Raw genomic sequence first — 26,454 nt, 5'->3', positions numbered from 1 at the left:
GGAGGGTCGGCCTATGACAAAAAAGCGTGAAATTCAGTCCTCCGTGAAAGACGAAAGCCTGATTGAAAAGCGCCGCGAACAGATGATCAGCGGCGCTGTCACGCTTTTTAAGGAAAAGGGCTTTCACCGGACGACGACGAGGGAAATTGCAAAAGCAGCCGGTTTCAGCATCGGCACATTATATGAATACATCCGCACAAAAGAAGATGTGCTCTATCTTGTGTGCGACTCGATTTACGACGAAGTCAACGCACGGCTCGACCGGCTGGATTTGGAGGAAGGCTCGCTCGAGACGCTGGTCAAAGCACTCGAACAATACTATACATTGATCGACGATATGCAAGATGAATTCGTCGTCATGTACCAGGAATCCAAATCCTTGCCGAAAGATGCGCTGCGTTACGTACTGAACAAGGAAATCGAAATGACGGCTTTGTTCGAACGGTTGCTATCAAAATGCGCCGCGTCAGGGGAATTGTCCTTGTCGCAAAAAGAAATCGTCCTGGCTTCCCATCATTTGTTCGTGCAAGGGCAGATGTGGGCGTTCAGGCGCTGGGCGCTGGATGACTACACCATTGGGGAATTTATCGAAATGCAAACAAAGTTTCTGCTGCAGGGGATGGCAGGGGAAAAAATCACCATACAGGGGGCTTGACCATAATGGCTACTATACAAGAAAACACCACTTATCAGCCAAAGCACCATATCCGGTTCGTCACGGCATCGAGCCTTTTCGATGGCCACGACGCATCGATCAATATCATGCGCCGGATCTTGCAGGCAAATGGCGTCGAAGTAATCCACCTCGGGCATAACCGTTCCGTGGAGGAAGTCGTCAATGCAGCAATCCAGGAAGACGTCCAAGGAATTGCTATCTCTTCTTACCAAGGCGGCCACGTGGAATATTTCAAATACATGCATGACTTGCTTCAAGAACGCGGAGCAGGGCATATCCACATTTACGGCGGCGGAGGCGGTGTCATCTTGCCGCGTGAAATCCGTGAGCTTGAAGACTACGGCATTGCCGGCATTTTCTCACCTGAAGATGGCCGCAAAAAGGGCTTGCAGGGCATGATCGCGGAAATCGTCGAGGAATGCGATTTTTCCACAGCGAAAGAAGACGTTTCCTTAGACGGTTTGACTGCTGAAAACCCGGTAGCGCTTGCCAACGTCATCACGACGGCGGAAGAAGCGCACACGCGAAATCTCGATACGGGCGATTTGATGAAAGCGGTCCGTGAAAAATCGAAAAATACGCCGGTTCTCGGGATTACCGGAACAGGGGGAGCCGGGAAAAGCTCGTTGACGGATGAATTGATCCGCCGCTTTTTGACTGAGCTTCCGGACAAGAAAATCGCCATCCTGTCAATCGACCCGACGAAACAAAAAACGGGCGGTGCGCTGCTTGGCGACCGTATCCGCATGAATGCAATCTTCAATAAACGCGTATTCATGAGAAGCCTCGCCACTCGTGGATCTAGAACGGAATTGTCCGCGGCGATCGGCGATGTGCTCGATGTAGTGAAAGCGGCAGGGTTCGATTTGATTGTCGTGGAAACAAGCGGTATCGGACAAGGCGATGCTGAAATCGCTGGCATTTCCGATGTCTCGATGTATGTTATGACGAGTGAATTCGGTGCGCCGACACAGCTTGAAAAAATCGACATGATCGATTACGCCGATTTGATTGTCATTAATAAATTCGAACGAAAAGGCTCAGAAGACGCATTGCGCCAAGTCCAAAAACAGTATCAGCGCAGCCACCTGCTTTGGGAAAACGACCTTGACGACATGCCGGTCTACGGCACGATCGCAAGCCAGTTCAACGATAAAGGCACTAATGCCTTGTTCGCTGCACTTGTCGCGACAGTCAACCAGAAATGCGGCATGGACTGGGAAACGAGCTATGAAGCGTTTGCGAAAACGCAAAAAGAAAACCTCATCATTCCGAACGACCGCCGCTATTATTTGCGTGAAATTACGGATGCCGTTCGTGGTTACCATGCGAAAAGCGCAGAGCAAGCCGGATTTGCGCGTCGTTTGTTCCAGCTCGAAGGCGCCATCGAAGAAGTCCAAAAAAATGCGCCGGATGATGCACTCGTCCAGTCCTTGGAATCACTCGCACAAGGCGTGCGTGATGAATTGACAGCTGAATCAAAACGCATCCTTGATAACTGGAATTCCCTTCAGGAAGATTACGCAGGTGATGAATTGGTCACGAAAGTCCGCGACAAGGAATTGCGTACATTGCTGCGTACAGAAAGCTTGTCCGGCATCAAAGTGCCGAGAGTCGCATTGCCGAAATTCAAGGATTATGGCGAAATCTTGCGCTGGGTCTATGCCGAAAACGTGCCAGGTTCATTCCCATATACGGCAGGGGTGTTCCCATTCAAACGCGCGGGTGAAGATCCAAAACGCCAGTTTGCGGGAGAAGGTACGCCGGAACGCACAAACAGAAGATTCCATTATCTGTCAAAAGGTGATGACGCGAAACGCTTGTCCACTGCATTCGACTCGGTAACATTGTACGGGGAAGACCCGGATCACCGTCCGGACATCTACGGAAAAGTAGGTGAATCAGGTGTTTCCATCTGTACGCTGGAAGATATGAAGAAACTGTATGACGGCTTTGACTTGTGTGCGCCGTCGACTTCCGTTTCGATGACGATCAATGGGCCAGCGCCGATCATCCTGGCGATGTTCATGAACACGGCCATCGATCAGCAAGTGAAAAAGCGTGAAGAAGAGCTCGGCCGCACATTGACGGTCGAAGAATTCACCGAAGTGCGTGAAGGTACGCTGCAAGTGGTACGCGGAACGGTTCAAGCGGATATTTTGAAAGAAGACCAAGGGCAGAACACATGCATCTTCTCGACAGAATTTGCGCTGCGCATGATGGGCGATATCCAGCAATACTTTATCGACCACAAAGTGCGCAATTACTATTCGGTGTCAATTTCCGGCTACCACATTGCGGAAGCGGGCGCGAATCCGATTTCGCAATTGGCGTTCACCTTGTCGAACGGCTTCACATACGTCGAGTATTATTTGAGCCGCGGCATGAACATCGATGATTTCGCGCCGAACTTGTCGTTCTTCTTCTCGAACGGTTTGGATCCGGAATACACGGTCATCGGTCGCGTTGCACGCCGCATTTGGGCAATCGTCATGCGCGATAAATACGGCGCGAACGAACGCAGCCAGAAACTGAAATACCACGTCCAGACATCTGGCCGAAGCCTCCACGCACAGGAAATCGATTTTAACGATATCCGTACGACTTTGCAGGCTTTGATGGCGCTTCAGGACAACTGCAACTCGCTTCACACAAACGCTTACGATGAAGCAATCACGACGCCGACGGAAGAATCCGTGCGCCGTGCGATGGCCATCCAGATGATCATCACGAAAGAACACGGATTGTCGAAAAACGAAAATCCGTTGCAAGGCGCATTCGTGGTGGAAGAGTTGACGCAATTGGTCGAAGAAGCCGTCATGACGGAATTCGACCGCATCAACGACCGCGGCGGTGTTCTTGGCGCGATGGAGACACAATACCAACGCGGCAAGATTCAGGAAGAATCGATGCATTATGAAATGAAGAAGCATACCGGCGAATTGCCGATCATCGGGGTCAACACCTACTTGAACCCGAACCCGCAATCGGACGACGACATCAACGCGATGGAAATCGCCCGTGCGACGAAAGAAGAAAAAGAAACGCAAATCAACAATTTGCGCGCGTTCCAAGAGCGCAATCCTTCAGATGAAGCCTTGCAGCGCTTGAAACAAGTCGCGAAAGAAGGCGGCAATATCTTCGAGGAACTGATGGAGACTGTCAAAGTCGCAAGCCTTGGCCAGATCACTTCAGCTCTCTACGAAGTAGGCGGCCAGTACCGCAGAAACATGTAAGATCCCATCCCCTCGCCTTTAACCGGGCGAGGGGATTTTTTTATGCTTGAGCATAAGCTTTCATTAATGCTTAGCTAGAATGGTGTGTGGAGAAGTGAGCGAGGCAAGTGAATGAGATGGGTGGTTCGTTGATTGTTTCATCACGAATGAGCCGCCTCCCGCTTAGGGCTGGCCTCCCGCAATGAGCCGAAAAGAACGTTCGTCTCATTGCTTCGGCTCGCCCGTGAGCGCGGTTCGGCTTTTAGAATTCATTGGATGTTGCATGCGAGGACACGTCTTTTTTTATTGTATTAGTCCGCTGGTGAAGACGCCTAGTTAGAGTTGATAGCGGAAAAGATGGTTCACTAGCTATTCTTTATGCAATTACAAAGCTGTCCAGAACTGTTCATGCTAATTTCAATGACAGATAAATTTCATTTCCACTCTATACTTAGAGGTGGAGCGGAAATGGCTGACTCCTGGGGGACTGAGCGGGCTGGCGAGACAAATGTGCCGTGCATTTTGGCACATTGGCTCAACACCCGCCCCCCGGAAAGCAGCCATTGGAGCGAAACCTCCCCCACATACATTTACTCTATAAACTTAGTTGTATTGACAACTCAAATCTCATCCGGCACTTCGGTCGATTTGGCGGTGCAAGTCCGTTATAATGGAAGAAGTTGAAACTCTAAAGAAAAGAGATGGATGACAACATGCCCAAAGCTGCTCATTACTCGATCATCATTGCAGCGGTCGTGCTGCTTATTGTACTGTACAATAGAGCGCTCGGCTCGATACCGTTTTTAATCCTGTCCGCCTACTTTTTCTATTTCGGGTGGGATCAGCTTATGCGCAGAAAAAAGAAATCCCGGTAGCGGACAGCAAGGACTTTGTATATAATGGATAGAGTTACGATACAAGAAGGGACGTGCACGAATGAACATCCGTGAATTAACGAAAGAAGAATTGCTAGAAGAGTCGTTCGTCGACTTAACATATGCCATTTTGGAAGAAACCAAAGAAACGAAAACTTTTTCAGAGCTAGTCGCTGAATTGCAGCAATTGATCGGCCTTTCTGAAGAAGAGATGAAAGCGCATCTTGCACAGTATTACACTGACATGAACATTGATGGCCGCTTCCTGATCCTTGGCGAAAATCGCTGGGGCCTTCGTGAATGGTATCCGGTCGAGCAGATCGAAGAAGAATCTGCACCGACAGTTAAAGCCCGCAAGAAGAAGAAATCGAAATCGACGGACGATGACTTCGATGATATGGATCTCGAGTTGGAAGACGAGCTGGACTTCGAAGATTTCGGCGAAGACGATGGCGATGTTTCTTCAGATGACGACGATGACGATGATGATGACGAAGTGGCTGTCAAAGCACCGGTCGTTGATCTTGATTTCGATTCGACAGATGATGACGACGATGTCGACGAAGTGGAAGATGTCGGCGTGCTCGTAGAAGACCTTGATGGCAACATCGTCGACGAAGAAGAAGATGACGAAGAGGAAGAAGAAGAGGATGGGCTGAAGTAGTCTGAACTTTTTTTCACCTTGACGGAAACGGCTGTACAGGATAAGATTTTATTGGGCTCCTTAAAATAGGAGAGATGATTCGTATAGCTAACGCGCTCCCCCTGCACGCTTTGCAGGAGGGGCGCTTTTTATTTTTTTAGTGCTGCTATCTGGCAGCAAATCAACGTGCCATCCACTTTTTTGGGTGGCTGAAGTTTTTTATGGCTGCGCGCGATTCGGGATTGCATGACGTGGAACGGTTGCATTTTATTTCATTACTCGAGGAGGAAACAAAGCATGACAAAGTACATATTCGTAACAGGTGGAGTGGTTTCATCATTAGGGAAAGGAATCACGGCAGCTTCTCTTGGACGCCTTCTGAAAAATCGCGGCCTCAGCGTCACGATACAGAAATTCGACCCATACATCAATATTGACCCGGGTACGATGAGCCCGTACCAGCACGGGGAAGTGTTCGTTACCGATGATGGCGCAGAAACGGATTTGGATCTTGGGCATTACGAGCGCTTCATCGATATCAACTTGAACAAGTACTCCAATGTGACGACCGGTAAAGTCTACTCGACGGTTATCCAAAAAGAGCGCCGCGGTGATTATTTGGGCGGAACGGTCCAAGTCATCCCGCACATCACGAATGAAATCAAGGACCGTTTGCTGCGTGCAGCGAAAACGGCTCAAGCCGATGTCGTCATCACGGAAATCGGCGGAACGGTCGGCGATATCGAGTCGCTGCCATTCCTCGAAGCCATCCGCCAAATGCGTTCGGACCTTGGCCGCGAAGAAGTCATGTACATCCACTGTACGCTCATTCCTTATCTTGGCGCTGCCAAAGAAATGAAAACGAAACCGACACAGCATAGCGTGAAAGAACTTCGCAGCCTCGGCATCCAGCCGAACTTGATCGTCGTGCGTACAGAACATCCTGTACCGCAGGACATGAAAGATAAAATCGCATTGTTCTGCGATATCAAATCCGAAGAAGTCATCGAGTCACGCGATGTCGATGTCATTTATGAAATGCCGCTTCGTTTGCAGGAGCAGCATATGGACCAAATCGTCCTGGACCACTTCGGCATCGAAGCGCCGGAAGCGGACATGACGGAATGGAACGGGCTCGTCGAGAAAGTGAAGTCTCTGAAGAAATACGTGAAGATCGGCCTTGTCGGTAAATACGTAGAACTTCAGGATGCTTATATTTCTGTTGTAGAATCCTTGAAGCACGCCGGTTTCGCATTCGATTCAGATATCGAAGTCGACTGGATCAATGCAGAGCACGTCAATGCAGAAAATGTGGCGGAAATGCTCAAGGATTGCGACGGCATCCTCGTGCCAGGCGGATTCGGCGATCGCGGCGTGGAAGGAAAAGTCCTTGCAACGCAATACGCACGCGAAAACAAAGTACCGTTCTTCGGCATCTGCCTCGGCATGCAACTTGCTTCTGTCGAGTATGCACGCAACGTCATGAACTTGGACGGTGCACATTCGTCTGAATTGGACCCGAAAACTTTGTATCCGGTCATCGATTTGCTTCCGGAACAAAAAGACATCGAAGATTTGGGCGGCACATTGCGCCTTGGCTTGTACCCAGCGAAGCTCGATAAGACTTCGAAAGCTTATGAAGCATACGGGGAAGAACTCGTTTACGAAAGACACCGCCATCGCTACGAGTTCAACAATGAATTCCGCGAGCAGTTCGAAAAAGCAGGCTTCAAATTCACAGGCACAAGCCCTGATGGCCGCCTTGTTGAAATTATCGAAGTCGCTGACCACCCTTGGTTCGTCGCTTGCCAGTTCCACCCGGAATTCATCTCGCGCCCGAACCGCCCGCAGCCATTGTTCCGCGAGTTTGTACGCGCATCATTGGACAACCAGTAATCAATTTGTGGTAAGCCGCTTCATTTCCTGGAAGGCAGGCATCGATCAGATGAAAAAGCCTTCCCACTCTAGGGAAGGCTTTTTTGCGGCTCGTCAATCTGCGAGCATTTCATCGATTGTTAACTTGACTGCATGGTAGACATACAAAGCGCCGAGCCCGTGGGGAATCATGATGCGCCCGCCGTCTTCTCCCGGCAGCAAGCCCTTGTCGATGTTCATGGAGAGAAAGACGTCCGCTGTTTCATTGCCGTGGCTTTCAGCTGTCAGCATCGCAAACGGAATGGCGCGCCCTGCCAATTCATCGGCCAAGGAGTCGCCTTCGCCTTTCCGGGCTAGGATCCACACCCGGTCGGCCGTCGACAAGTCAACGGATGGGTCGTAGCGAACCGCTGATTCGAGCGTTTCAGGGCCGTTCAAAGCAGTGGCTGCGACAGCTTCGAGTTCGCCGAAAGCAGCCAGGTGGATGCGGCCTTCGCCAATGATTGCTTGGGCGAGAAGCCGGCCTGTATCTTCGATGGCTTCTTCTTCCTTGGCGAGGCGTTGGAACAGGCCAGTCAATTGTGTCGTCAATATTTTCAAATGGGTTCACCTCAAAACGAGTATAGCAGAACGAGCTGCTCTTCGAAAAAAAGGTGGAAAGGAGTGGCTGATGTGAGAAAGATTCTAATAGTAGATGATCAACAAGGCATCCGCCTGTTATTGAAAGAAGTATTCGAGCGGGAAGGTTACGAGACCTTGATTGCGGGGAGCGGAAAAGAAGCATTGGAACTGACGCAAGAAACCTGTCCCGATATGGTGCTGATGGATATGAAGATGCCGGGCATGGATGGCATCGAATTGCTGAAGAGGTTCAAGAAGCGGCGGCATGATTGCAAAGTGATCATGATGACGGCTTACGGCGAAATGGGCGTGATCGAAGAGTCGATGAATTGGGGAGTGGTGCGTTATTTCACCAAACCCTTCGATGTTTTCGAATTGCGCGATGCCGTCCGCGAGCTGATTGGCGATTAAACAGGCACCGAGTGGCGAAACAGCGCCATTTTTGATATAGTGAAAAAGATATTGGGCTTGTGCCTATTCTGAGGAGGAAAAATAATAATGCCATTGGTTTCGATGAAAGAAATGATGATAAAAGGTAAGAAGGACGGTTATGCCATCGGGCAATTTAACCTGAACAACTTGGAATTTACACAAGCGATCCTGCAGGCGGCTGAGGAAGAAAAATCCCCGGTCATCTGTGGTGTCTCAGAAGGTGCAGCACGCTATATGGGTGGATTCACGACTGTCGTACATATGGTGAAAGGCCTGATGCATGATTACAATATTACAGTTCCGGTCGCTATCCATTTAGATCATGGTTCCAGTTTTGAAAAATGCAAAGAAGCAATCGATGCAGGTTTCACATCAGTGATGATCGATGCATCGCATCATCCATTTGAAGAAAATATTGAAATTACGCGTAAAGTGGTTGAGTACGCTCACGCTAAAGGCGTTTCCGTAGAAGCGGAACTGGGCATAGTTGGCGGACAGGAAGATGATGTCATCGCAGAAGGCGTCATTTACGCTGATCCAAAAGAATGCCAGACGCTTGTCGAACAGACAGGCATTGATTGCCTAGCGCCAGCGCTCGGCTCGGTCCACGGGCCGTATAAAGGCGAACCGAACCTCGGATTCGCTGAAATGGAAGAAATTTCACAGCTTTGTGATGTCCCGCTTGTCTTGCACGGTGGTACAGGCATCCCGCTGAAAGATGTTCAACGTGCGGTTTCACTGGGCACATCGAAGATCAACGTCAACACGGAAAGCCAACTTGCCGCATCGAAAGCAATCCGCGAAAAATTGGCATCTGATGCAGACGTCTACGATCCACGTAAATACTTGACGCCAGCTCGCGATGCGATCAAAGCGACTGTCATCGGTAAAATGCGCGATTTCGGAAGTTCACAACAAGCAAATTCATAAAAACTTGGGAAGAGAGGCGAATCCGTCTCTTTTTCCACATACAGGAGGAAACCATACATGAAATTTTTCATTGATACAGCAAACTTCGACGAAATTAAAGAAGCACACGCTTGGGGCATTCTCTCAGGCGTCACGACAAACCCATCACTTGTTGCAAAAGAAAAAGATGTCTCGTTCCACGACCGCCTGAAAGAAATCGCCGACCTTGTCGACGGATCGATCAGCGGAGAAGTCATCGCACTTGATTCGGAAGGCATGATCAAAGAAGGCCGTGAATTGGCTGAACTTGCGCCAAACATCACAGTGAAATTGCCGATGACTCCGGAAGGTTTGAAAGCATGTGCAGTTCTAGCTGGCGAAGGCAAAAAAGTCAATGTTACATTGATCTTCAGCGCCAACCAAGCGCTTCTAGCAGCACGCGCTGGAGCAGCTTACGTTTCCCCATTCCTTGGGCGCCTTGACGATATCGGGCATAACGGCATGGATTTGATCGCGCAGATTGCTGAAATTTTCGCAATCCACGACATCGATTCAGAAATCATCGCCGCATCGATCCGCCATCCGCAACACGTGACGGAAGCAGCTCTTAACGGCGCGCATATCGGCACAATGCCGATGAAAGTGCTTGAAATGATGTTCAAGCACCCGTTGACGGATAAAGGCATCGAAGCATTCCTAGCCGATTGGGAAACCCGCTCTGTGAAATAAGGCTGACAGGGAAAAGGAGAAATACAATGGACGTTTATAAAATAAAAGGCGGCAAACGCCTGTCCGGAACGATTAAAGTCAACGGTGCTAAAAACAGTGCCGTGGCTTTGATCCCGGCTTCGATTTTGGCGAATTCGCCAGTATCGATTGAAGGCTTGCCAGAAATATCCGATGTTTGGACATTGAAAAGTATTTTGGAAGAAATTGGAGGGTCCGTCACATTCGAAGACGGCGTCATGCAAATCGACCCGACTGAAATGGTCGACATGCCACTGCCGAACGGCAACGTCAAGAAATTACGGGCTTCCTACTATATGATGGGTGCGATGCTTGGCCGTTTCAAGCACGCAGCAATCGGCCTTCCAGGAGGTTGTTTCCTTGGGCCGCGCCCGATCGACCAGCATATTAAAGGCTTCGAAGCGCTTGGTGCAAAAGTGACCAATGAGCACGGGGCGATTTATTTGCGTGCCGACGAACTGCGCGGCGCAAAAATCTATCTCGACGTCGTCAGCGTAGGCGCAACGATCAATATCATGCTCGCTGCCGTACGTGCGAAAGGCCAGACCGTCATCGAGAATGCGGCGAAAGAGCCGGAAATCATTGACGTCGCGACGCTGTTGACCAATATGGGTGCTAAAATCAAAGGCGCTGGCACCAACGTGATCCGCATCGAAGGCGTGGATGAATTGCACGGTACTAACCATACAATCATTCCTGACCGCATCGAAGCGGGTACATTCATGATTATGGCTGCCGCTGCCGGCGATGGCGTGACAATCGATAACGTCATTCCTTTCCATATGGAAGCCTTGACTGCGAAGCTCCGTGAAATGGGCGTCGAAGTTCAGGAAGATGAAGAATCGATCCACATCCCGAAAACCGAAAACTTGCAGCCGATTGACGTGAAAACTTTGGTTTATCCAGGGTTTGCGACCGATCTGCAGCAACCGTTCTCGGTCTTGATGACACAAGCCCATGGATCTTCCATGATCACCGATACCATTTATTCAGCGCGCTTCAAGCATATCGATGAGTTGCGCCGCATGAATGCGGTCGGGCGTGTGGAAGGGCGTGCGGCCATCATTACCGGGCCGACTCCGTTGAATGCAGCGACCGTTGTCGCTTCCGATCTGCGCGCAGGAGCGGCACTTGTCATCGCCGGCTTATTAGCAGAAGGCGAAACGGAAGTGCGTGAGATCTATCACATCGAACGCGGCTACTCGAACATCATCGAAAAGCTGCGGGGCCTTGGCGCTGACATTCGCCGCGAAACTATCGATCCTGTGGCGAGCGGGAAGTCCGACCTCAGTTCCGACGTGAATTGACTCTCTAAAGGCGTTTGCATATATGCTACAATGTAGATGGCATATACAAAGATTGAACGGAGGAAAATGAATTATGGAACGAAGTCTTTCGATGGAATTAGTGCGGATTACAGAAGCGGCAGCAATCGCCTCTTCAAAATGGATGGGCCGCGGCCTGAAAAATGAAGCGGACGATGCGGCAACCGAAGCGATGCGGACCGTGTTCGATACGATCCCGATGCGCGGAACCGTCGTCATCGGTGAAGGCGAAATGGACGAAGCGCCGATGCTCTACATCGGTGAAAAGCTTGGTTCAGGCGACGGCCCTGAAGTGGACGTCGCGGTCGACCCTGTAGAAGGCACGAACATTGTCGCCGCCGGCGGCTGGAATGCGATTGCCGTGCTGGCGATTGCGGACCGCGGAAACTTACTCAATGCACCGGATATGTACATGGATAAAATTGCAGTCGGCCCAGAAGCTGTCGGCAAAATTGACATCAACGCCCCGGTCATCGACAATTTGCGCGCAGTCGCTAAAGCGAAAAACAAGGATATCGAAGACGTTGTTGCCACGATTATTGACCGGCCGCGCCATGCACAGATCATCAAGGAAATTCGCGATGCGGGAGCACGCATCAAATTGATTACTGACGGCGATATCGCCGGTGCGATCAATACAGCTTTCGACCAAACGGGCGTCGACATCCTATTTGGCATCGGCGGAGCTCCGGAAGGGGTTATTTCAGCAGTCGGATTGAAATGCCTCGGCGGTGAATTTCAAGGTAAGCTGGTTCCTCAAGATGACGAGGAAAGACAGCGCTGCTTAGATATGGGCCTTGAAGTCGACAAAGTGTTGATGATGGATGACCTGGTCAAAGGCGACGATGCGATCTTTGCAGCGACAGGGATCACTGACGGAGAACTTCTTCGCGGCGTTCAGCTGAAAGGTTCTTTTGCCGAAAGCCATACCTTGGTCATGCGTGCAAAATCCGGCACGGTTCGTTTTGTCGAAGGGCGCCACAGCCTCAAGAAAAAACCGGATCTCGTCATGAAAGATTGATTTCCATACTCCAAACCTGAGTCCGGCTTTATGCCGGGCTCCTTCTTTAATGACTCCAGAACAAGAGAAATTCCCCAGGAACTCTGAAACTAATGATAAGTGTGGTGTCCAACTAGATGGCAACGATGACAATTTCTGCATTGGAAAATATGACGCTCAAAGAGCTTTATAACCTGGCAAAAGAATACAAGCTGAACAATTACAGCAAACTGACGAAAAAAGAATTGATTTTCGCCATTTTGAAAACCCGTGCGGAACAGGAAGGCTTCTTTTTCATGGAAGGCGTCCTGGAAATCATCCAATCGGAAGGCTTCGGGTTCCTCCGTCCGATCAATTATTCACCGAGTTCGCAGGATATTTACATTTCCGCTTCCCAAATCCGCCGATTCGACCTTAGAAACGGCGATAAAGTATCCGGAAAAGTCCGTCCGCCAAAAGAAAATGAACGCTATTTCGGGTTGCTTCAAGTAGAAGCCGTCAACGGCGAAGACCCGGAAGTCGCAAAAGAACGCGTCCATTTCCCAGGCTTGACGCCGTTGTATCCGGATCGCCATATCCGCCTTGAAACTGGGCCGGAACATTTATCCACACGCATCATGGATCTTGTGTCCCCGGTCGGCTTTGGCCAGCGCGGCTTGATCGTCGCACCGCCAAAAGCCGGAAAAACGATGCTGTTGAAGGAAATCGCCAATGCCGTAACGACCAACCATCCGGAAGCGGAACTGATCGTGCTGCTGATCGATGAACGGCCGGAAGAAGTGACGGATATCGAACGCTCGGTCGACGCTGATGTAGTGTCTTCGACTTTCGATGAAGTTCCTGAAAACCACGTCAAAGTAGCCGAGCTGGTTCTCGAACGCGCCATGCGCCTTGTCGAACACAAGCGTGATGTCGTCATCTTGATGGATTCGATCACGCGACTGGCGCGAGCGTATAATCTGGTCATTCCGCCAAGCGGCCGCACGCTTTCCGGCGGGATCGATCCAGCTGCATTCCACCGCCCGAAACGCTTTTTCGGGGCTGCACGCAATATCGAAGAAGGCGGCAGCTTGACGATTCTCGCGACCGCACTTGTCGATACCGGATCGCGCATGGATGAAGTGATCTACGAAGAGTTTAAAGGCACGGGCAATATGGAGTTGCATCTCGACCGCAGCTTGGCTGAACGCCGCATTTTCCCGGCGCTCGATATCCGCCGTTCCGGCACACGCAAGGAAGAATTGTTGATGGATCCGGAACAACTTGATAAACTATGGACTATCCGAAAAACCTTCTCGGATTCGCCGGACTTTACCGAGCGCTTCATGAAAAAGCTTAGCCATTCGAAGACCAATGAAGAGTTTTTCGGGCAATTGCCAAGAGACAGCAAGTCATCGCGCACTCCGCGAAAGACGAATTGATTGCTTGCAAAATCCCATAAGTTTTGATATGATTATAAGAGTGAAACAAAACAGTACTATTGCATATACGGCCTAACGAGCCGTGTAAGGCAATAGGCAAAATAGATTAAACTCTGTTCCAGATGGTTCAGGGCGGGAGGAGAAAATATTATGAAAACAGGTATTCACCCAGAGTACAAAAAAGCAACAGTGACTTGCTCATGCGGCAACTCATTCGAAACAGGTTCAGTAAAGGAAAACATCAACGTTGAGCTTTGCTCAGAATGTCATCCATTCTATACTGGACGCCAAAAATTCGCAGCTGCAGATGGCCGCGTAGACCGTTTCAACAAAAAATACGGCCTCAAAGAAGAAATCAACAACTAAGTCACTATTATACCCGTCCGTCGCGAAAACGCCGGACGGGTATTTTTTTTCGTCAAGGAACGGAAAAAATCAATTACATAGCAGAAAAATGATAGGCACACCCACCATTTTTGGTATGATATTAACAGCAAATGTTTGAAAGGGGTCTCCACTATGTACGTCATGAAACAGACCGGATGGGTTGAGTTGATCTGTGGAAGCATGTTTTCCGGAAAATCCGAAGAGCTGATCCGCCGCATCCGCCGCGCGCAATTCGCCAAGCAGAGAATTGCGGTATTCAAGCCGAAATTGGATAACCGCTATAGCGAGGAAGCGGTTGTCTCCCATAACGGAACTACGGTCATCGCGCTGCCGATCGGGCATTCCGGTGAAATGAAAGAATATATAACTGACGAATTTGATATCATCGCCATCGATGAAGCGCAATTCTTTGATATGGAAATCGTCGACCATGTGCAAAAATTGGCCGATCACGGCTTCCGCGTAATTGTCGCAGGCCTCGACCAGGATTTCCGTGGCGTGCCGTTCGGTCCGATGCCATCCTTGTTGTCGATCGCGGAGCAAGTGACCAAATTGCAGGCCGTCTGCACAGTTTGTGGATCTCCCGCAAGCCGCACACAGCGCCTGATCGACGGCAAGCCTGCCGGTTCGGATGATCCGATCATCCTAGTCGGCGCTTCAGAAGCCTACGAACCGCGCTGCCGCCATCACCACGAAGTCCCAGCCGGTGTTACGGTTACAGAATAAAAGCACCAATTAGTTTGAAGAAGCGCTTATATAAACAAATTACAGACCTTAAGAAATCAATGGACTTAAATTTTTATTGTATTTTTTGAGAAAAGATATGAAGCGAAATAGCGCAGACTCCTGGGGGAGCAGCGAAGTACTGAAATCCATTCGGGTGTCTAGCCCGAATTAGTTCAGTGCAAGCCCCCCGGAAAGCCAGCTATTTCGCGGAATATCGTAAACAATGAAATCTTATGCACAGAGTTATCGACTTTATATAGAAGAAACTAGAGGTGAAAACAATGTTTGACCGTTTACAGTCTGTCGAAGACAGATACGACCGTCTCAACGAAATGTTGAGTGACCCTGATATTGTCAGCGATACGAATAAGCTGCGCGATTACTCCAAAGAACAATCCGATTTGCAGGAAACTGTAGAAACCTATCGTGAATACAAAGACGTCCAGACGCAATTGGCCGATTCCAAAGCCATGTTTGAGGAAAAGATGGACGCCGATATGCGTGAAATGGTCAAAGAAGAAGTTGCAGAACTTGAAGGGCGTTCAAAAGAATTGGAAGAACGTCTCCATATCCTGTTGATTCCAAAAGATCCGAACGATGACAAAAACGTTATCATGGAAATCCGCGGGGCAGCAGGCGGCGATGAAGCAGCCTTGTTCGCAGGCGATTTGTTCAAGATGTATTCCCGTTTTGCTGAAGCCAATGGGTGGAAAGTCCAGATTATGGACTCGAACCAAACAGAAATTGGCGGATTTAAGGAATTGGTCTTTATGGTGACCGGAAAAGGCGCTTATTCCAAACTGAAATACGAAAACGGCGCCCACCGTGTGCAGCGTGTTCCTGAAACCGAATCCGGGGGACGCATCCATACTTCGACAGCGACGGTTGCATGTTTGCCGGAAGTAGAAGAAGTCGAAGTTGATATTCACGATAACGATATCCGCGTCGATACCTATGCATCTTCAGGAGCGGGGGGACAATCGGTCAATACGACCATGTCGGCAGTGCGCTTGACGCATTTACCGACGAATATTGTCGTCACGTGCCAAGATGAAAAATCCCAGATCAAGAATAAAGCGAGTGCCATGAAAGTTTTGCGCGCCCGCGTCTATGAAAAGTTTCAGCAAGAAGCACAAGCTGAATATGATTCCGTACGTAAATCCGCTGTCGGTACAGGTGACCGTTCAGAGCGTATCCGCACTTACAACTTCCCGCAAAACCGAGTGACGGACCATCGCATCGGATTGACCATCCAGAAGCTGGATCAAATCCTGCAAGGCAAGATGGATGAAATTGTTGACGCCCTGGTGATCGATGAACAATCAACGAGGATGGAGAGTTTGAACAATGAACAAAGTTGAAACCTTAACGACAGTGGAATTTGTATATGAAGCCTTGGAGCAAGCGACAAGCTATTTAAAGCAATACGGCCGTGAAGAAACACCGGCCCGCATTCTGTTGCAGCATGAACTCGGAGTGGATTACTCCGGTTTGGTCGCGGCGATGCGCGATAAAATCGAAGAGCGCAAATTTGAAGCCTACTGGTCAAATGTCGAAGAATTGATTGAAGGCGTACCCGTCCAACATTTGACGGGCGTTGAACAATTTTACGGCAGAACCTTCCAAGTATCTCCAGCCGTCCTCATTCCACGCCCGGAAACAGAAGAGCTGATTGAAGAAACCTTGAAACTGAAGCGCGAGCTATTCGGCACGGAAGAAGTGCAGGCAGCGGATATCGGAACAGGGAGTGGAGTCATTGCAATCACTTTGAAATGCGAATTGCCCGAAGCGGAAGTGATGGCGACGGATATTTCGGAAGAAGCCTTGTTCATGGCGGAACGCAATGCTGAATCTTTGAGCGCGGATGTCCATTTCACAAAAGGGGACCTAGCAGCGCCGCTTGCGGGGAGAAAATGGGATATCATCCTGTCCAACCCGCCGTACATCGCCCATCACGAAGCGCCGGGCTTGTCTGATACCGTTCGCGAATTCGAGCCGCATGAAGCTTTATTCGCAGACAGCAACGGGCTTGCGGCTTACGAAACATTGGCAGAACAAGTACCTGGATTGATCAGCCGCCCGGGCATCATCGCGCTTGAAATCGGCAGCAGCCAAGGAGCTGCCGTAACGGAATTGTTCCAGAAAGCCTTGCCTGATGCGCGGGTCTATTGCAAAAAAGATATCAACAAACACGACCGCATGGTATTTTGTATTTTAGAGTAACTTGTGCACAAATCACCTGATATTAAGGGGTGTTATCCACAAAATGTGGATATTGTCGCCAAAACCTTATTGTACTGGAGATGTTTAGGTGGAAACAAAAACAATTCTTGTGGATGAACATGTGAACAATGACGAAAGTTATGCACAAGCTGTGGATTATATCCGTGGGGGGGAAGTTGTCGCATTTCCGACCGAAACCGTTTATGGCCTCGGCGCGGATGCGATGAACGCGACCGCTGTCGATAAAATCTTCGAAGCGAAAGGCCGCCCGACCGACAATCCATTGATCGTTCACGTGGATTCCAAAGAAACCGCCTTGGAGTATGTCGAAGATGTTCCCGAAAAAGCGCTGCAATGCATGGATGCTTTTTGGCCAGGGGCACTGACTTTGATCATGCAGGCGAAACCGGATACATTTGCCTCTAATGTAACAGCAGGCTTGCCGACGGTAGGCATCCGTGTGCCAAACCATCCGGCAGCGTTGAACTTATTGAAGCGCTTGAAGCAGCCGGTAGCAGCGCCGAGCGCCAACACGAGCGGAAAACCGAGCCCGACTTTGGCTGAGCATGTCTATTTCGATATGAACGGCAAGATTCCGCTCATTTTGGACGGCGGGCCGACACAGGTCGGCATTGAATCGACGGTGCTCGATATGACGAGTGCACCGCCTGTTATCCTGCGCCCTGGCCAAGTAACGAAAGAACAATTGGAAGAAGTGATTGGGACTGTCCGCTTGTCTTCTGAGACAAAAGGCAATACCCCGAAATCTCCTGGCATGAAATATGCCCATTACGCTCCACAAGCGCCGCTTTATTTGATTGAGCATAATAGTAAGCTTATCGAAAAGGCAATCGACCATATCCATGGCAAGAAGAAAAAAATCGCGGTGCTGAGCCGCGAAGATTTCGAGACAGCGGATTATTGCTTCCCGCTCGCTGTGGATAAGTTATACGACAGCCTTCGCAGATGCGACCAGACGGATGCTGATTTGATCCTGGCCTGTGTATTGCCGGAAAATGAAGACGCTGCCCTGATGAACCGCCTGGAAAAAGCAGCGGACCATAAATGGTTCAGCTGACTCAAGCAAATAAATTAGATGACAGAATGTAAAGCCACTGGGAAATTTCCCAGTGGTTTTTTGTTATTTGAAATTTAGGGAGTGGGGTGAGATTCCGCTGTAAGGGGCACGTTTGGGGCTCGCGGGATGCGAGTCATGCAGCTGATGTGACAGGACGTCGCCATTTTGAAGATGGATAGTGGAGCTGTTAGTGGAAGAGATTCCGCTACAAGAGGCACGCTTGCCGAGGGGCGGGTGTTGAGCCAATGTGCCGCAAAGAACGCGGCACATTTGTCTCGCCAGCCCGCGCGGTCCCTCAGGCGTCGGCCCCTTTCCGCTCCATCTCTAGGTTTAGAAAGTAAATCAAATGTATCTGGCACTGGAATTAGTTTGAATAGTTTTGTTCAGCTTTGTAAGTTCAAATTGAATAGCCACGGCAACTTCATAACTATCAAGCCTAGCTAAACGTCCCCACCAGCAGATGAAAACAATTAATATAGTGACACGTCTTCGGACGTAACATCCGATGAAATCTAAAAGCCGAACCGCGCACAAACCCGTGCTCAACTTTCGCTATGCTCAAGCATCGCAGAAAAACCGTTGCTCCCACATCTGCGAGCAGATGCGTCGCCAATGAATTGGCTCAACTCCCTTTCGCCCATTCATTGGCCAGCCGAAGCGATGAGACAAGTGTTCTTCTTGGCTCATTGCGAGAGGCCAGCCCAAAGCGGGAGGCGATTCCTTGGCGAAGAAAAAGATCAATGAACAATCCATTTCACTCTCAAGTTCAGCTAGGCGACGATACTAGCGGATGCATCCAATCAACAGCGATACTTCCTCGCACACAACATCCAATGGAATCTAAAAGCCGAAGCGCGCACAAGGGCGAGCCGAAGCGATGAGACAAGTGTTCTTCTTGGCTCATTGCGGGAGGCCAGCCCAAAGCGGGAGGCGACTCCTTGGCGAAGAAAAGATCAATGAACAATCCATCTCGCTATCAAGTCCAGCTATACACAATGACTGCTACACCTTCCAGCCCAATCCGCATCCTTACAATAGCTTGATAAAATGCGGTATAATAGTAGGTAGACACACGCTATCTGGAGAATTCACTGAACGCAAAAGATGGCGACACAGAAGCTTGGACAAGGGGGGGATTGGATGAAGATTTTATTCGTCTGCACGGGAAATACGTGCCGCAGCCCGATGGCGGAAGCGATTGTGCACACCCGTAACATTGAAGGCATGGAAGCCCGCTCTGCAGGAATCTATGCGGGGCAAGCACCGCTGTCAGTCAATGCGCGTAAAGTTCTGAACGAACAGTCCATTGAATTTAAGCATATCTCGAAGCCGCTGGACCCACGCGATGTGGAATGGGCGGAGCTGATCTTGACGATGACTTATTCGCACAAGATGACGCTCATGCAATACTATCCCGAAGTAGCGACAAAGCTGCACACGGTGAAGGAATTTGCGGAAGGTTCGACTGGCGATGTCAGCGATCCATATGGCGGTTCCTTGGCTGATTACCGCAAGACTTATCAAGAGCTGGAACAATTGATCGACAAGATGGCAAAGCAATTAGACATCAAGTAATTGGAAAGAGCTGTCCAAGAGCATAAATGCATGTGCTTCAGGACAGCTCTTTTCGATTGCCGGACGCGAGTATTTCAGTTGCAGAAAGCAGGCATGAGGAAGTAACATGGAACTGTTCAAAAATGTTAGAATTAAATAAAAGCGGCGGCGCTGATTTAAGAACTGTTCGCTAAATGAAAACGAAAAGAGGGTTAATCATGAGAATAGCAATTTCATCAGACCACGGCGGCAATAATCTGCGCAAGGAGATTGTCAACCTATTGAACGAGCTGGGCATCGAATACAAAGACTTCGGTCCGCAAACGGACGACTCTGTCGACTACCCGGATTATGCACAACCGGTAGCGGAAGGTGTCGCCAGCGGAGAATTTGATAAAGGCATTTTGATTTGCGGGACAGGGATCGGCATGTCGATTTCCGCCAATAAAGTAAAAGGCATCCGCTGCGCGCTTGTCCACGATGTATTCAGCGCGAAAGCGACGCGTGAGCATAACGATTCGAATGTCTTGGCGATGGGCGAGCGTGTCATCGGGCCAGGACTTGCGAAAGAAATTGCGAAAACATGGCTGACGACTGATTTTGAAGGCGGCCGCCACGAAAACCGCGTACAAAAAATCAGCGCACTCGAAAACTAAGGAGGAGTAAGCATGCAAAGCTTATGGCAGTTGCAGCTTGAAGAGGTTCTCAGCGAATTGGAGCAACAGATTGCATTCAAGGAAGGCGAATTATTCGTCGTCGGCTGTTCGACTTCTGAAGTGGCCGGCGAGCGCATCGGCACAGGCGGCGGGCTTGATATTGCGGAAAGCCTGTTCGAACCGTTGCGCGTGTTTGCGGAACGGCATGGATTGTTTCTGGCGTTTCAAGGCTGTGAGCATATTAACCGCGCGCTGACCATTGAGCGGGCAGCTGCCGAACGCTACGGTTTGGAGCCGGTATCGGTGGTGCCGGTAGCAAAAGCCGGCGGGTCGATGAGTGCTTACGCCTTCATGAATATGAGTGACCCGGTCGTCGTCGAGGAAATTGCTGCCCACGCCGGAGTGGACATCGGGCAGACGATGATCGGCATGCATTTAAAAAGAGTCGCCGTTCCGGTGCGGACTTCTGTTAAACTAATAGGGGAAGCGATCGTATCAAGTGCGACGACACGGCCGAAATTGATCGGCGGCGTCCGTGCGAGCTATGATCGCCAGGTTCTTCAATCACGGGAGGGAAAGACAGATGGAATTGATTAAGGCGCAGGATCAGGCAGTATATGAAGCAATGAACGCGGAAAAAGAACGCCAAGAAGCGAATATCGAATTGATCGCATCGGAAAACTTTGTATCCCAGGCAGTTATGGATGCACAAGGGTCCGTGTTGACCAATAAATACGCAGAAGGCTATCCGGGCAAACGCTATTACGGCGGTTGTGAATTTGTAGATGTAGTGGAAAATATCGCACGCGACCGCTTGAAAGAAATTTTTGGCGCAGAGCATGCAAACGTCCAGCCTCACTCCGGTTCACAGGCGAACATGGCTGTGTACACAGCGATGCTTGAACAAGGCGATACAGTCCTTGGCATGAACTTGAACCATGGCGGGCATTTGACACACGGCAGCAAAGTCAACTTCAGCGGCATGCAGTATAATTTCGTCGAATACGGCGTCGATAAAGATACGCAATTGCTCGATTACGAAGCAGTTCGCCAGGCAGCTCTTGAGCACAAGCCGAAAATGATCGTTGCCGGCGCAAGTGCCTATTCCCGCACATTGGATTTCGCGAAATTCCGTGAAATCGCTGATGAAGTCGGTGCATACTTGATGGTCGACATGGCGCATATTGCAGGGCTTGTCGCAACCGGTGCACATCCGAATCCAGTGCCTCATGCACATTTTGTTACTTCCACTACCCATAAAACATTGCGCGGCCCTCGCGGCGGCTTGATTCTTTGCAAAGAAGAATTTGCGAAGAAAATTGATAAAATCATTTTCCCAGGCATCCAGGGCGGCCCGTTGATGCACGTTATCGCAGCAAAAGCTGTCGCATTCGGCGAAGCCCAGCAACCTGAGTTCACCGATTACATCGACCAGGTTGTCAAGAATGCGAACGTCTTGGCTGATAGCTTAACAGCTGAAGGCGTCGACATCGTTTCCGGCGGGACAGACAATCACTTGTTGCTGCTTGATCTCCGTTCACTCAACTTGACGGGGAAAGTCGCGGAACATGTGTTGGATGAAGTCGGCATCACGACCAATAAAAACACCATCCCGTTCGATCCGGAAAGCCCATTCGTCACATCCGGCATCCGTCTCGGCACAGCAGCCGTCACATCCCGTGGCTTCAAAGAAGAAGAAATGAAGGAAATCGCTTCGATCATGGCGCTTCTCTTGAAAAATCCGGAAGACGAAGCTGTGAAGAAGGAAGCGGCTGACCGTACAGCGAAATTAACAGCTGCCCATCCTTTATATAAATAAGCAGCTGGCTATTTAGATGAATATAGAAATGAATAAAGCCGCCGCATGCATTGGCGGCTTTTTTTCACCATACATAATGAGAAAAACTGGGAGGGACGCGTATGCATCAATATGAAATCCAGGAAGACCGGAAAGTGATCATAGATTGGCTGCGCCGTCTCGGGATCGAATTCCACACGAGTTTTGTCGTCGTGAACTCGGAAATTTCCGAACACCCCATTGCCTATGCGAATGAAGCGTTTTTTGAAATGACTGGGTATACCGAAGAGGAAGTTATCGGGAGAAACGGTAAATTCCTCCATGGCACGAAAACCGATGCCAATACCGGCAGCCAAATCCGTGAAGCAACGGCATCCGCCCAGCCTGGCATTTTTGAAATCGTCAACTACCGAAAAGACGGAACGCCTTTCTGGAATGAAATCACGGTGCAACCTTTGGCGTTCCCGGAAAAATCACTGCGTTATATCTTAATGCTCCAACGGGATATCAGTGACCGTCGGCGTGCGGAGACTTTGATTGATTTGCAGAAAGAAACATACAAAGGCATTGAAAAAGGGCATGTGCTCGGAATGCTGCTGCAGAACATCTGTGAAACGGCTGAATCGTTTTTCCTCGACGGTGTACGCTGCACCGTTCTGTTGGTGGACGAGGCGAAGCGTTTGCAAGTGGGGGCGGCGAAATCGATGCCGGATGAATTCACGGTTGGGATGCGCGGTTTGGAAGTATCCACTGATCTGAGCCCTTGTGGCGCGGCTTATCTGCGCCAGCAACCGGTCATAGTAGAAGACGTAGCACAGGATGCGCTTCTAAGCGGCCAGCAAGATGTCCTCGACCGGTTCGGGATTAAAGCGATTTGGTCGGTGCCGATTTTTAACGGCAAGGAAGAAGCGATCGGCACATTCGGGATTTATTTTCCTGCTGTCTATAAGCCGTCGGAAAAAGATTTAGTCTTTATGGAAGAAATCGCGTCGATCGTTTCATTAGCGGTGAAGTTTTCACGCCAACAGGAGGAAATCCTTCGCCTTGCTTATATTGATGAAGAGTCGGGGCTGCCGAACCGCCATTACTTCCGCACCGAACTAAAAGAGCTGTTGAAGGACGGAAAAGAAGGCTTTGTCGCTTTTATCTCGGCTGACGAATTCATTAAAATCAGCGATCAATACGGCCACCGTGCAGGCAATGACCTATGCCGTGAACTTGGCCGCCGTCTCGTGCTGGCAGGAGGCGCGGGGGAAAAACTGGTTGCGCGCTTTTCCGATTCGAGATTGTCACTCTACAGCACCATTCCGCTGACACGGGCGCCTGAATTTCTGGAAGATATTTTAAGCAGCCTGCGGGAGCCGGTATCAATCGGCGAAATGGATTTATTTTTGACAGTCAAAGTCGGCGTGGCGATTGTCACGCCTGCACAGCAGAACGCGGAAGAATTGGTCCGCTGCGCTGATAGTGCGTTATCGAAGGCGAAAGAACGTGTCGGCGAGGCGGTCTGCTATTTTGAAAATGAACAAGATGAAGTAATGATGCGCGATTTGCGCGTTGCCAATGCATTGACTGCGGCACTTAAACGAAAAGAGATCAGTGTCTTCCTGCAGCCGAAAGTGGCGCTCGAAAGCCGTGATATTCTCGGTTTTGAGGCACTGGCTCGCTGGAAGTCGCCAGAACTCGGGGATATTTCGCCTGCCATCTTCATTCCTGCAGCAGAGAAGAACGGCAAGATCCGTCAGCTTGAGCAGCATGTCATCGAGCAAGTCTTGGCTTGGCTGAAAAAACGCCAGGAGCAGGAGCTGGAGCTGCGTCAAGTGGCGATCAATATTTCGGCTGAACATTTCTTCCACCACTCCTTTGTGCCCCACCTGGTGGACGAAACGAAAAAATTCGGCGTGGATCCGAAATGGATTCAGCTCGAGATTACCGAGCGCATCGGCGTCGTCGATATCGATACGGCAGGGACAGTATTCGATCAGTTGAAAAAATACGGTTTTGCGACTTCCATCGACGATTTCGGAACCGGCTATTCGTCACTTAGCTATCTCCAGAAGCTGCCTGTGGAAGAAATTAAGATCGACCGTTCCTTTGTGTCCAATATGGAAGAACACGGGACGCGCGCTGTCATCCGGACCATCATCCAATTGGCAGATAATCTAGGGCTGCGGGCAGTGGCGGAAGGCGTCGAGACAGAAAACGACCGAACGCAATTGCTTGAGATGGGCTGCACGATCGCCCAAGGCTTTTTGTTCCATCGGCCGATGCCGCTCGATGAAGCGCATCTGCTTTAACCGGGGTACTTGTCCCCGGTTTTTATTTTGCCTATGAAGTTGACTGAATAATTCTAATGCAGGGGTGAAGCTCTAAACCTTTTCGTTTTCTGTTATACTGTTTAGGAAAATGTATGAAAAAGGAGAGATACACTGTGGGAAAAGTATTCGTTTTTGACCATCCGCTGATTCAGCATAAACTGACGTATATCCGTGACAAATCGACTGGAACAAAAGAATTCCGTGAATTGGTTGATGAGATTTCAACTTTAATGGCCTTTGAAATTACGCGTGAGCTTCCGCTTCAGGAAATCGATGTGGAAACGCCGGTGCAAGTTGCCAAATCAAACGTCTTGGCCGGAAAGAAATTAGGCATCGTGCCGATTTTGCGTGCAGGAATTGGAATGGTTGACGGCGTCTTGAAATTGATTCCAGCGGCCAAGGTCGGCCATATCGGCTTGTACCGCGACCCGGAAACTTTACAGCCAGTGGAATATTATTTCAAAATGCCTTCCGATGTCTCTGAACGCGAATTGATCGTCGTTGATCCGATGCTCGCGACAGGCGGCTCCGCGATTGAAGCGGTCAACTCGTTGAAAAAACGCGGCGCGACGAAAATCAAGTTCATGTGCATCATCGCAGCTCCAGAAGGTGTGGAAGCTTTGCAAAAAGCACATCCGGATGTCGACATCTATATCGCAGCACTCGATGAGAAGCTCAACGAGAAAGGCTATATCGTGCCTGGCCTCGGCGATGCCGGAGATCGCTTGTTCGGAACAAAATAAGAAAGCGGGTTGATCAGAAGTGACGAAAAAATGGAAAGTGATGACGATTTTCGGCACACGTCCGGAAGCAATTAAAATGGCGCCTCTTGTGCTGGAACTGCAGAAGCACCCAGAAACGATCGAACCGCTTGTGACTGTGACCGCACAGCATCGCCAAATGCTTGACCAAGTGCTCGAAACATTCGGCATCACCCCCGATTTTGATTTGAACATCATGAAAGACCGCCAAACCTTGAGTGATGTCACGGTGCGGGCTATGCAGGGCCTGGATGATGTGATGAAAGAAGCGAAACCGGATATCGTGCTGGTACATGGAGATACGACAACGACATTCGCTGCAAGTTTAGCTGCTTTGTACAATCAAATCTCAATCGGGCACGTAGAAGCCGGGCTTCGGACCCACAATAAGTACTCTCCTTTCCCGGAAGAGATGAACCGTCAATTGACAGGCGTCATGGCGGACATCCATTTTGCGCCGACCGAGAAGTCTGCACAGAATCTGCGTAATGAGAATAAAAAAGAAGAAACCATCTATATTACGGGCAATACGGCGATCGATGCCTTGCAGACGACGGTACGTGATAATTACCATCACCCGGTGCTCGATAAAATCGGCAGCGACCGCATGATCCTATTGACCGCACATCGCCGTGAAAACCTCGGCGAACCGATGCGCAATATGTTCCGTGCGATCAAGCGCTTGACCGAAGAGCATGAAGATATCCAAGTGGTCTATCCGGTCCACATGAATCCAGCTGTTCGCGAAGTGGCAGACGAAGTGCTTGGGCGCGACCCGCGCATCCACTTGATCGAGCCGCTCGAAGTATTGGATTTCCATAACTTTGCAGCCCAGTCTTATTTCATCCTGACCGATTCAGGCGGGGTGCAGGAAGAAGCGCCGTCTCTCGGCAAGCCAGTTTTGGTGTTGCGCGATACAACGGAACGGCCGGAAGGCATCGATGCCGGCACGTTGAAACTTGCCGGAACGGACGAAGAAACGATCTACCGCCTCGGCAAGGAATTGCTGACGGATGCGGCTGCATATGAAGCGATGTCGCAAGCATCGAATCCATATGGCGACGGAAAAGCATCTCAGCGAATCGTGGAAGCTTTGCACAAGTATTTCGGCGAGTTGTAAGGAGAAGGGGAGTAGAGGGGTCGCAGAGTTTGGTTAGCTAAGCGTTGCGACAGGACGTCGCGTTCTTAGCTTAGCCTCCAATTGGCCATTTCCG

The 26,454-nt window shown here is 49.9% G+C and carries 24 protein-coding genes; 23 read left to right on the top strand and 1 reads right to left on the bottom strand.

Annotated features, from left to right (window positions below):
* Nucleotides 1-13: 13 nt before the first annotated feature.
* The 5 genes from M1Q06_RS13400 (at nucleotide 14) to M1Q06_RS13380 (ending at nucleotide 7,305) form a co-directional block, all read left to right on the top strand.
* Nucleotides 14-655, top strand: a complete 642-nt coding sequence (locus M1Q06_RS13400) for a TetR/AcrR family transcriptional regulator (protein ID WP_434399974.1) — start codon at nucleotides 14-16, stop codon at nucleotides 653-655.
* 5 nt (nucleotides 656-660) lie between these two features.
* The gene (gene icmF / locus M1Q06_RS13395) at nucleotides 661-3,912 is read left to right on the top strand and encodes a fused isobutyryl-CoA mutase/GTPase IcmF (protein WP_121298366.1); all 3,252 of its coding nucleotides are present in this window, start codon (nucleotides 661-663) and stop codon (nucleotides 3,910-3,912) included.
* Nucleotides 3,913-4,604: 692 nt separating this feature from the next.
* Nucleotides 4,605-4,766 (top strand): hypothetical protein, encoded by a 162-nt coding sequence (locus M1Q06_RS13390; RefSeq protein ID WP_167456518.1) that lies wholly within the window; start codon nucleotides 4,605-4,607, stop codon nucleotides 4,764-4,766.
* Between the two features lie 61 nt (nucleotides 4,767-4,827).
* The gene (gene rpoE / locus M1Q06_RS13385; protein ID WP_434399971.1) at nucleotides 4,828-5,430 is read left to right on the top strand and encodes a DNA-directed RNA polymerase subunit delta; all 603 of its coding nucleotides are present in this window, start codon (nucleotides 4,828-4,830) and stop codon (nucleotides 5,428-5,430) included.
* Nucleotides 5,431-5,706: 276 nt separating this feature from the next.
* A complete protein-coding gene (locus tag M1Q06_RS13380; RefSeq protein WP_434399969.1) occupies nucleotides 5,707-7,305 on the top strand; it encodes a CTP synthase in 1,599 nt (532 codons plus the stop codon).
* Nucleotides 7,306-7,398: 93 nt separating this feature from the next.
* On the opposite strand, the gene M1Q06_RS13375 is transcribed toward M1Q06_RS13380, so the two are convergent.
* A complete protein-coding gene (locus M1Q06_RS13375) occupies nucleotides 7,399-7,884 on the bottom strand; it encodes a DUF2529 family protein (protein WP_434399968.1) in 486 nt (161 codons plus the stop codon).
* 72 nt (nucleotides 7,885-7,956) lie between these two features.
* On the opposite strand from M1Q06_RS13375, the gene M1Q06_RS13370 reads away from it, so the two are divergent.
* The 18 genes from M1Q06_RS13370 (at nucleotide 7,957) to wecB (ending at nucleotide 26,360) form a co-directional block, all read left to right on the top strand.
* Entirely contained in the window at nucleotides 7,957-8,316 is a 360-nt protein-coding gene (locus M1Q06_RS13370) for a response regulator (RefSeq protein ID WP_274625540.1), read from the top strand.
* Between the two features lie 87 nt (nucleotides 8,317-8,403).
* Nucleotides 8,404-9,267 (top strand): class II fructose-bisphosphate aldolase, encoded by an 864-nt coding sequence (locus M1Q06_RS13365; RefSeq protein ID WP_216970549.1) that lies wholly within the window; start codon nucleotides 8,404-8,406, stop codon nucleotides 9,265-9,267.
* 57 nt (nucleotides 9,268-9,324) lie between these two features.
* Nucleotides 9,325-9,975: a fructose-6-phosphate aldolase gene (gene fsa, locus M1Q06_RS13360; protein WP_058382947.1), complete on the top strand. Its 651-nt coding sequence runs from the start codon at nucleotides 9,325-9,327 to the stop codon at nucleotides 9,973-9,975.
* Between the two features lie 26 nt (nucleotides 9,976-10,001).
* Nucleotides 10,002-11,300 (top strand): UDP-N-acetylglucosamine 1-carboxyvinyltransferase, encoded by a 1,299-nt coding sequence (locus M1Q06_RS13355; protein WP_058382948.1) that lies wholly within the window; start codon nucleotides 10,002-10,004, stop codon nucleotides 11,298-11,300.
* Between the two features lie 73 nt (nucleotides 11,301-11,373).
* Complete coding sequence (glpX, locus tag M1Q06_RS13350) at nucleotides 11,374-12,339, top strand: class II fructose-bisphosphatase (RefSeq protein WP_101191286.1); 966 nt, start codon at nucleotides 11,374-11,376, stop codon at nucleotides 12,337-12,339.
* A 116-nt stretch (nucleotides 12,340-12,455) separates the two neighbouring features.
* A complete protein-coding gene (gene rho / locus M1Q06_RS13345) occupies nucleotides 12,456-13,739 on the top strand; it encodes a transcription termination factor Rho (RefSeq protein WP_274625607.1) in 1,284 nt (427 codons plus the stop codon).
* Nucleotides 13,740-13,889: 150 nt separating this feature from the next.
* Nucleotides 13,890-14,105 carry a 50S ribosomal protein L31 gene (gene rpmE, locus M1Q06_RS13340; protein ID WP_058382951.1) on the top strand — a complete coding sequence of 72 codons (216 nt, stop codon included), beginning with the start codon at nucleotides 13,890-13,892 and terminating at the stop codon, nucleotides 14,103-14,105.
* A gap of 153 nt (nucleotides 14,106-14,258) precedes the next feature.
* On the top strand, nucleotides 14,259-14,852 hold the full coding sequence (locus tag M1Q06_RS13335) for a thymidine kinase (RefSeq protein WP_434399963.1): 594 nt from the start codon (nucleotides 14,259-14,261) through the stop codon (nucleotides 14,850-14,852).
* 281 nt (nucleotides 14,853-15,133) lie between these two features.
* On the top strand, nucleotides 15,134-16,213 hold the full coding sequence (gene prfA, locus M1Q06_RS13330) for a peptide chain release factor 1 (protein ID WP_121298352.1): 1,080 nt from the start codon (nucleotides 15,134-15,136) through the stop codon (nucleotides 16,211-16,213).
* On the top strand, nucleotides 16,200-17,075 hold the full coding sequence (gene prmC, locus M1Q06_RS13325; RefSeq protein ID WP_434399961.1) for a peptide chain release factor N(5)-glutamine methyltransferase: 876 nt from the start codon (nucleotides 16,200-16,202) through the stop codon (nucleotides 17,073-17,075). Before prfA ends, prmC begins: the two co-directional genes overlap by 14 nt.
* An 88-nt stretch (nucleotides 17,076-17,163) precedes the next feature.
* Nucleotides 17,164-18,153: an L-threonylcarbamoyladenylate synthase gene (locus M1Q06_RS13320; protein WP_121298348.1), complete on the top strand. Its 990-nt coding sequence runs from the start codon at nucleotides 17,164-17,166 to the stop codon at nucleotides 18,151-18,153.
* Between the two features lie 1,140 nt (nucleotides 18,154-19,293).
* Nucleotides 19,294-19,728: a low molecular weight protein arginine phosphatase gene (locus tag M1Q06_RS13315; protein WP_434399959.1), complete on the top strand. Its 435-nt coding sequence runs from the start codon at nucleotides 19,294-19,296 to the stop codon at nucleotides 19,726-19,728.
* Between the two features lie 197 nt (nucleotides 19,729-19,925).
* Nucleotides 19,926-20,363 (top strand): ribose 5-phosphate isomerase B, encoded by a 438-nt coding sequence (gene rpiB, locus M1Q06_RS13310; RefSeq protein WP_058382957.1) that lies wholly within the window; start codon nucleotides 19,926-19,928, stop codon nucleotides 20,361-20,363.
* 12 nt (nucleotides 20,364-20,375) lie between these two features.
* A complete protein-coding gene (locus tag M1Q06_RS13305) occupies nucleotides 20,376-20,960 on the top strand; it encodes a TIGR01440 family protein (protein WP_434399957.1) in 585 nt (194 codons plus the stop codon).
* Nucleotides 20,947-22,182 (top strand): serine hydroxymethyltransferase, encoded by a 1,236-nt coding sequence (gene glyA, locus M1Q06_RS13300; RefSeq protein ID WP_434399955.1) that lies wholly within the window; start codon nucleotides 20,947-20,949, stop codon nucleotides 22,180-22,182. Before M1Q06_RS13305 ends, glyA begins: the two co-directional genes overlap by 14 nt.
* 101 nt (nucleotides 22,183-22,283) lie before the next feature.
* Complete coding sequence (locus M1Q06_RS13295) at nucleotides 22,284-24,458, top strand: EAL domain-containing protein (protein WP_434399953.1); 2,175 nt, start codon at nucleotides 22,284-22,286, stop codon at nucleotides 24,456-24,458.
* 134 nt (nucleotides 24,459-24,592) lie between these two features.
* Nucleotides 24,593-25,222 (top strand): uracil phosphoribosyltransferase, encoded by a 630-nt coding sequence (gene upp / locus M1Q06_RS13290; protein ID WP_058382961.1) that lies wholly within the window; start codon nucleotides 24,593-24,595, stop codon nucleotides 25,220-25,222.
* A gap of 19 nt (nucleotides 25,223-25,241) precedes the next feature.
* Nucleotides 25,242-26,360, top strand: a complete 1,119-nt coding sequence (wecB, locus tag M1Q06_RS13285) for a non-hydrolyzing UDP-N-acetylglucosamine 2-epimerase (RefSeq protein WP_434399951.1) — start codon at nucleotides 25,242-25,244, stop codon at nucleotides 26,358-26,360.
* The last annotated feature ends 94 nt before the right edge of the window (nucleotides 26,361-26,454 follow it).

Origin of the sequence: Planococcus sp. 11815, from assembly GCF_051096385.1 — a bacterium.
Lineage (GTDB): Bacteria > Bacillota > Bacilli > Bacillales_A > Planococcaceae > Planococcus > Planococcus citreus.
Note: the sequence above shows the minus strand (reverse complement) of the source record. Positions and strands in the feature narration are given on the sequence as shown.

Excerpts from the sequence above, each read along its gene's own strand:
- M1Q06_RS13335 (WP_434399963.1), top strand. The coding sequence starts at position 14,259 with ATGTACGTCATGAAACAGACCGGATGGGTTGAGTTGATCTGTGGAAGC.
- M1Q06_RS13295 (WP_434399953.1), top strand. The coding sequence starts at position 22,284 with ATGCATCAATATGAAATCCAGGAAGACCGGAAAGTGATCATAGATTGG.
- M1Q06_RS13315 (WP_434399959.1), top strand. The coding sequence starts at position 19,294 with ATGAAGATTTTATTCGTCTGCACGGGAAATACGTGCCGCAGCCCGATG.
- M1Q06_RS13390 (WP_167456518.1), top strand. The coding sequence starts at position 4,605 with ATGCCCAAAGCTGCTCATTACTCGATCATCATTGCAGCGGTCGTGCTG.
- rho (WP_274625607.1), top strand. The coding sequence starts at position 12,456 with ATGGCAACGATGACAATTTCTGCATTGGAAAATATGACGCTCAAAGAG.
- icmF (WP_121298366.1), top strand. The coding sequence starts at position 661 with ATGGCTACTATACAAGAAAACACCACTTATCAGCCAAAGCACCATATC.
- M1Q06_RS13380 (WP_434399969.1), top strand. The coding sequence starts at position 5,707 with ATGACAAAGTACATATTCGTAACAGGTGGAGTGGTTTCATCATTAGGG.
- M1Q06_RS13365 (WP_216970549.1), top strand. The coding sequence starts at position 8,404 with ATGCCATTGGTTTCGATGAAAGAAATGATGATAAAAGGTAAGAAGGAC.
- prmC (WP_434399961.1), top strand. The coding sequence starts at position 16,200 with ATGAACAAAGTTGAAACCTTAACGACAGTGGAATTTGTATATGAAGCC.
- M1Q06_RS13305 (WP_434399957.1), top strand. The coding sequence starts at position 20,376 with ATGCAAAGCTTATGGCAGTTGCAGCTTGAAGAGGTTCTCAGCGAATTG.
- glpX (WP_101191286.1), top strand. The coding sequence starts at position 11,374 with ATGGAACGAAGTCTTTCGATGGAATTAGTGCGGATTACAGAAGCGGCA.
- fsa (WP_058382947.1), top strand. The coding sequence starts at position 9,325 with ATGAAATTTTTCATTGATACAGCAAACTTCGACGAAATTAAAGAAGCA.
- M1Q06_RS13400 (WP_434399974.1), top strand. The coding sequence starts at position 14 with ATGACAAAAAAGCGTGAAATTCAGTCCTCCGTGAAAGACGAAAGCCTG.
- glyA (WP_434399955.1), top strand. The coding sequence starts at position 20,947 with ATGGAATTGATTAAGGCGCAGGATCAGGCAGTATATGAAGCAATGAAC.
- rpoE (WP_434399971.1), top strand. The coding sequence starts at position 4,828 with ATGAACATCCGTGAATTAACGAAAGAAGAATTGCTAGAAGAGTCGTTC.
- prfA (WP_121298352.1), top strand. The coding sequence starts at position 15,134 with ATGTTTGACCGTTTACAGTCTGTCGAAGACAGATACGACCGTCTCAAC.
- rpiB (WP_058382957.1), top strand. The coding sequence starts at position 19,926 with ATGAGAATAGCAATTTCATCAGACCACGGCGGCAATAATCTGCGCAAG.
- M1Q06_RS13355 (WP_058382948.1), top strand. The coding sequence starts at position 10,002 with ATGGACGTTTATAAAATAAAAGGCGGCAAACGCCTGTCCGGAACGATT.
- rpmE (WP_058382951.1), top strand. The coding sequence starts at position 13,890 with ATGAAAACAGGTATTCACCCAGAGTACAAAAAAGCAACAGTGACTTGC.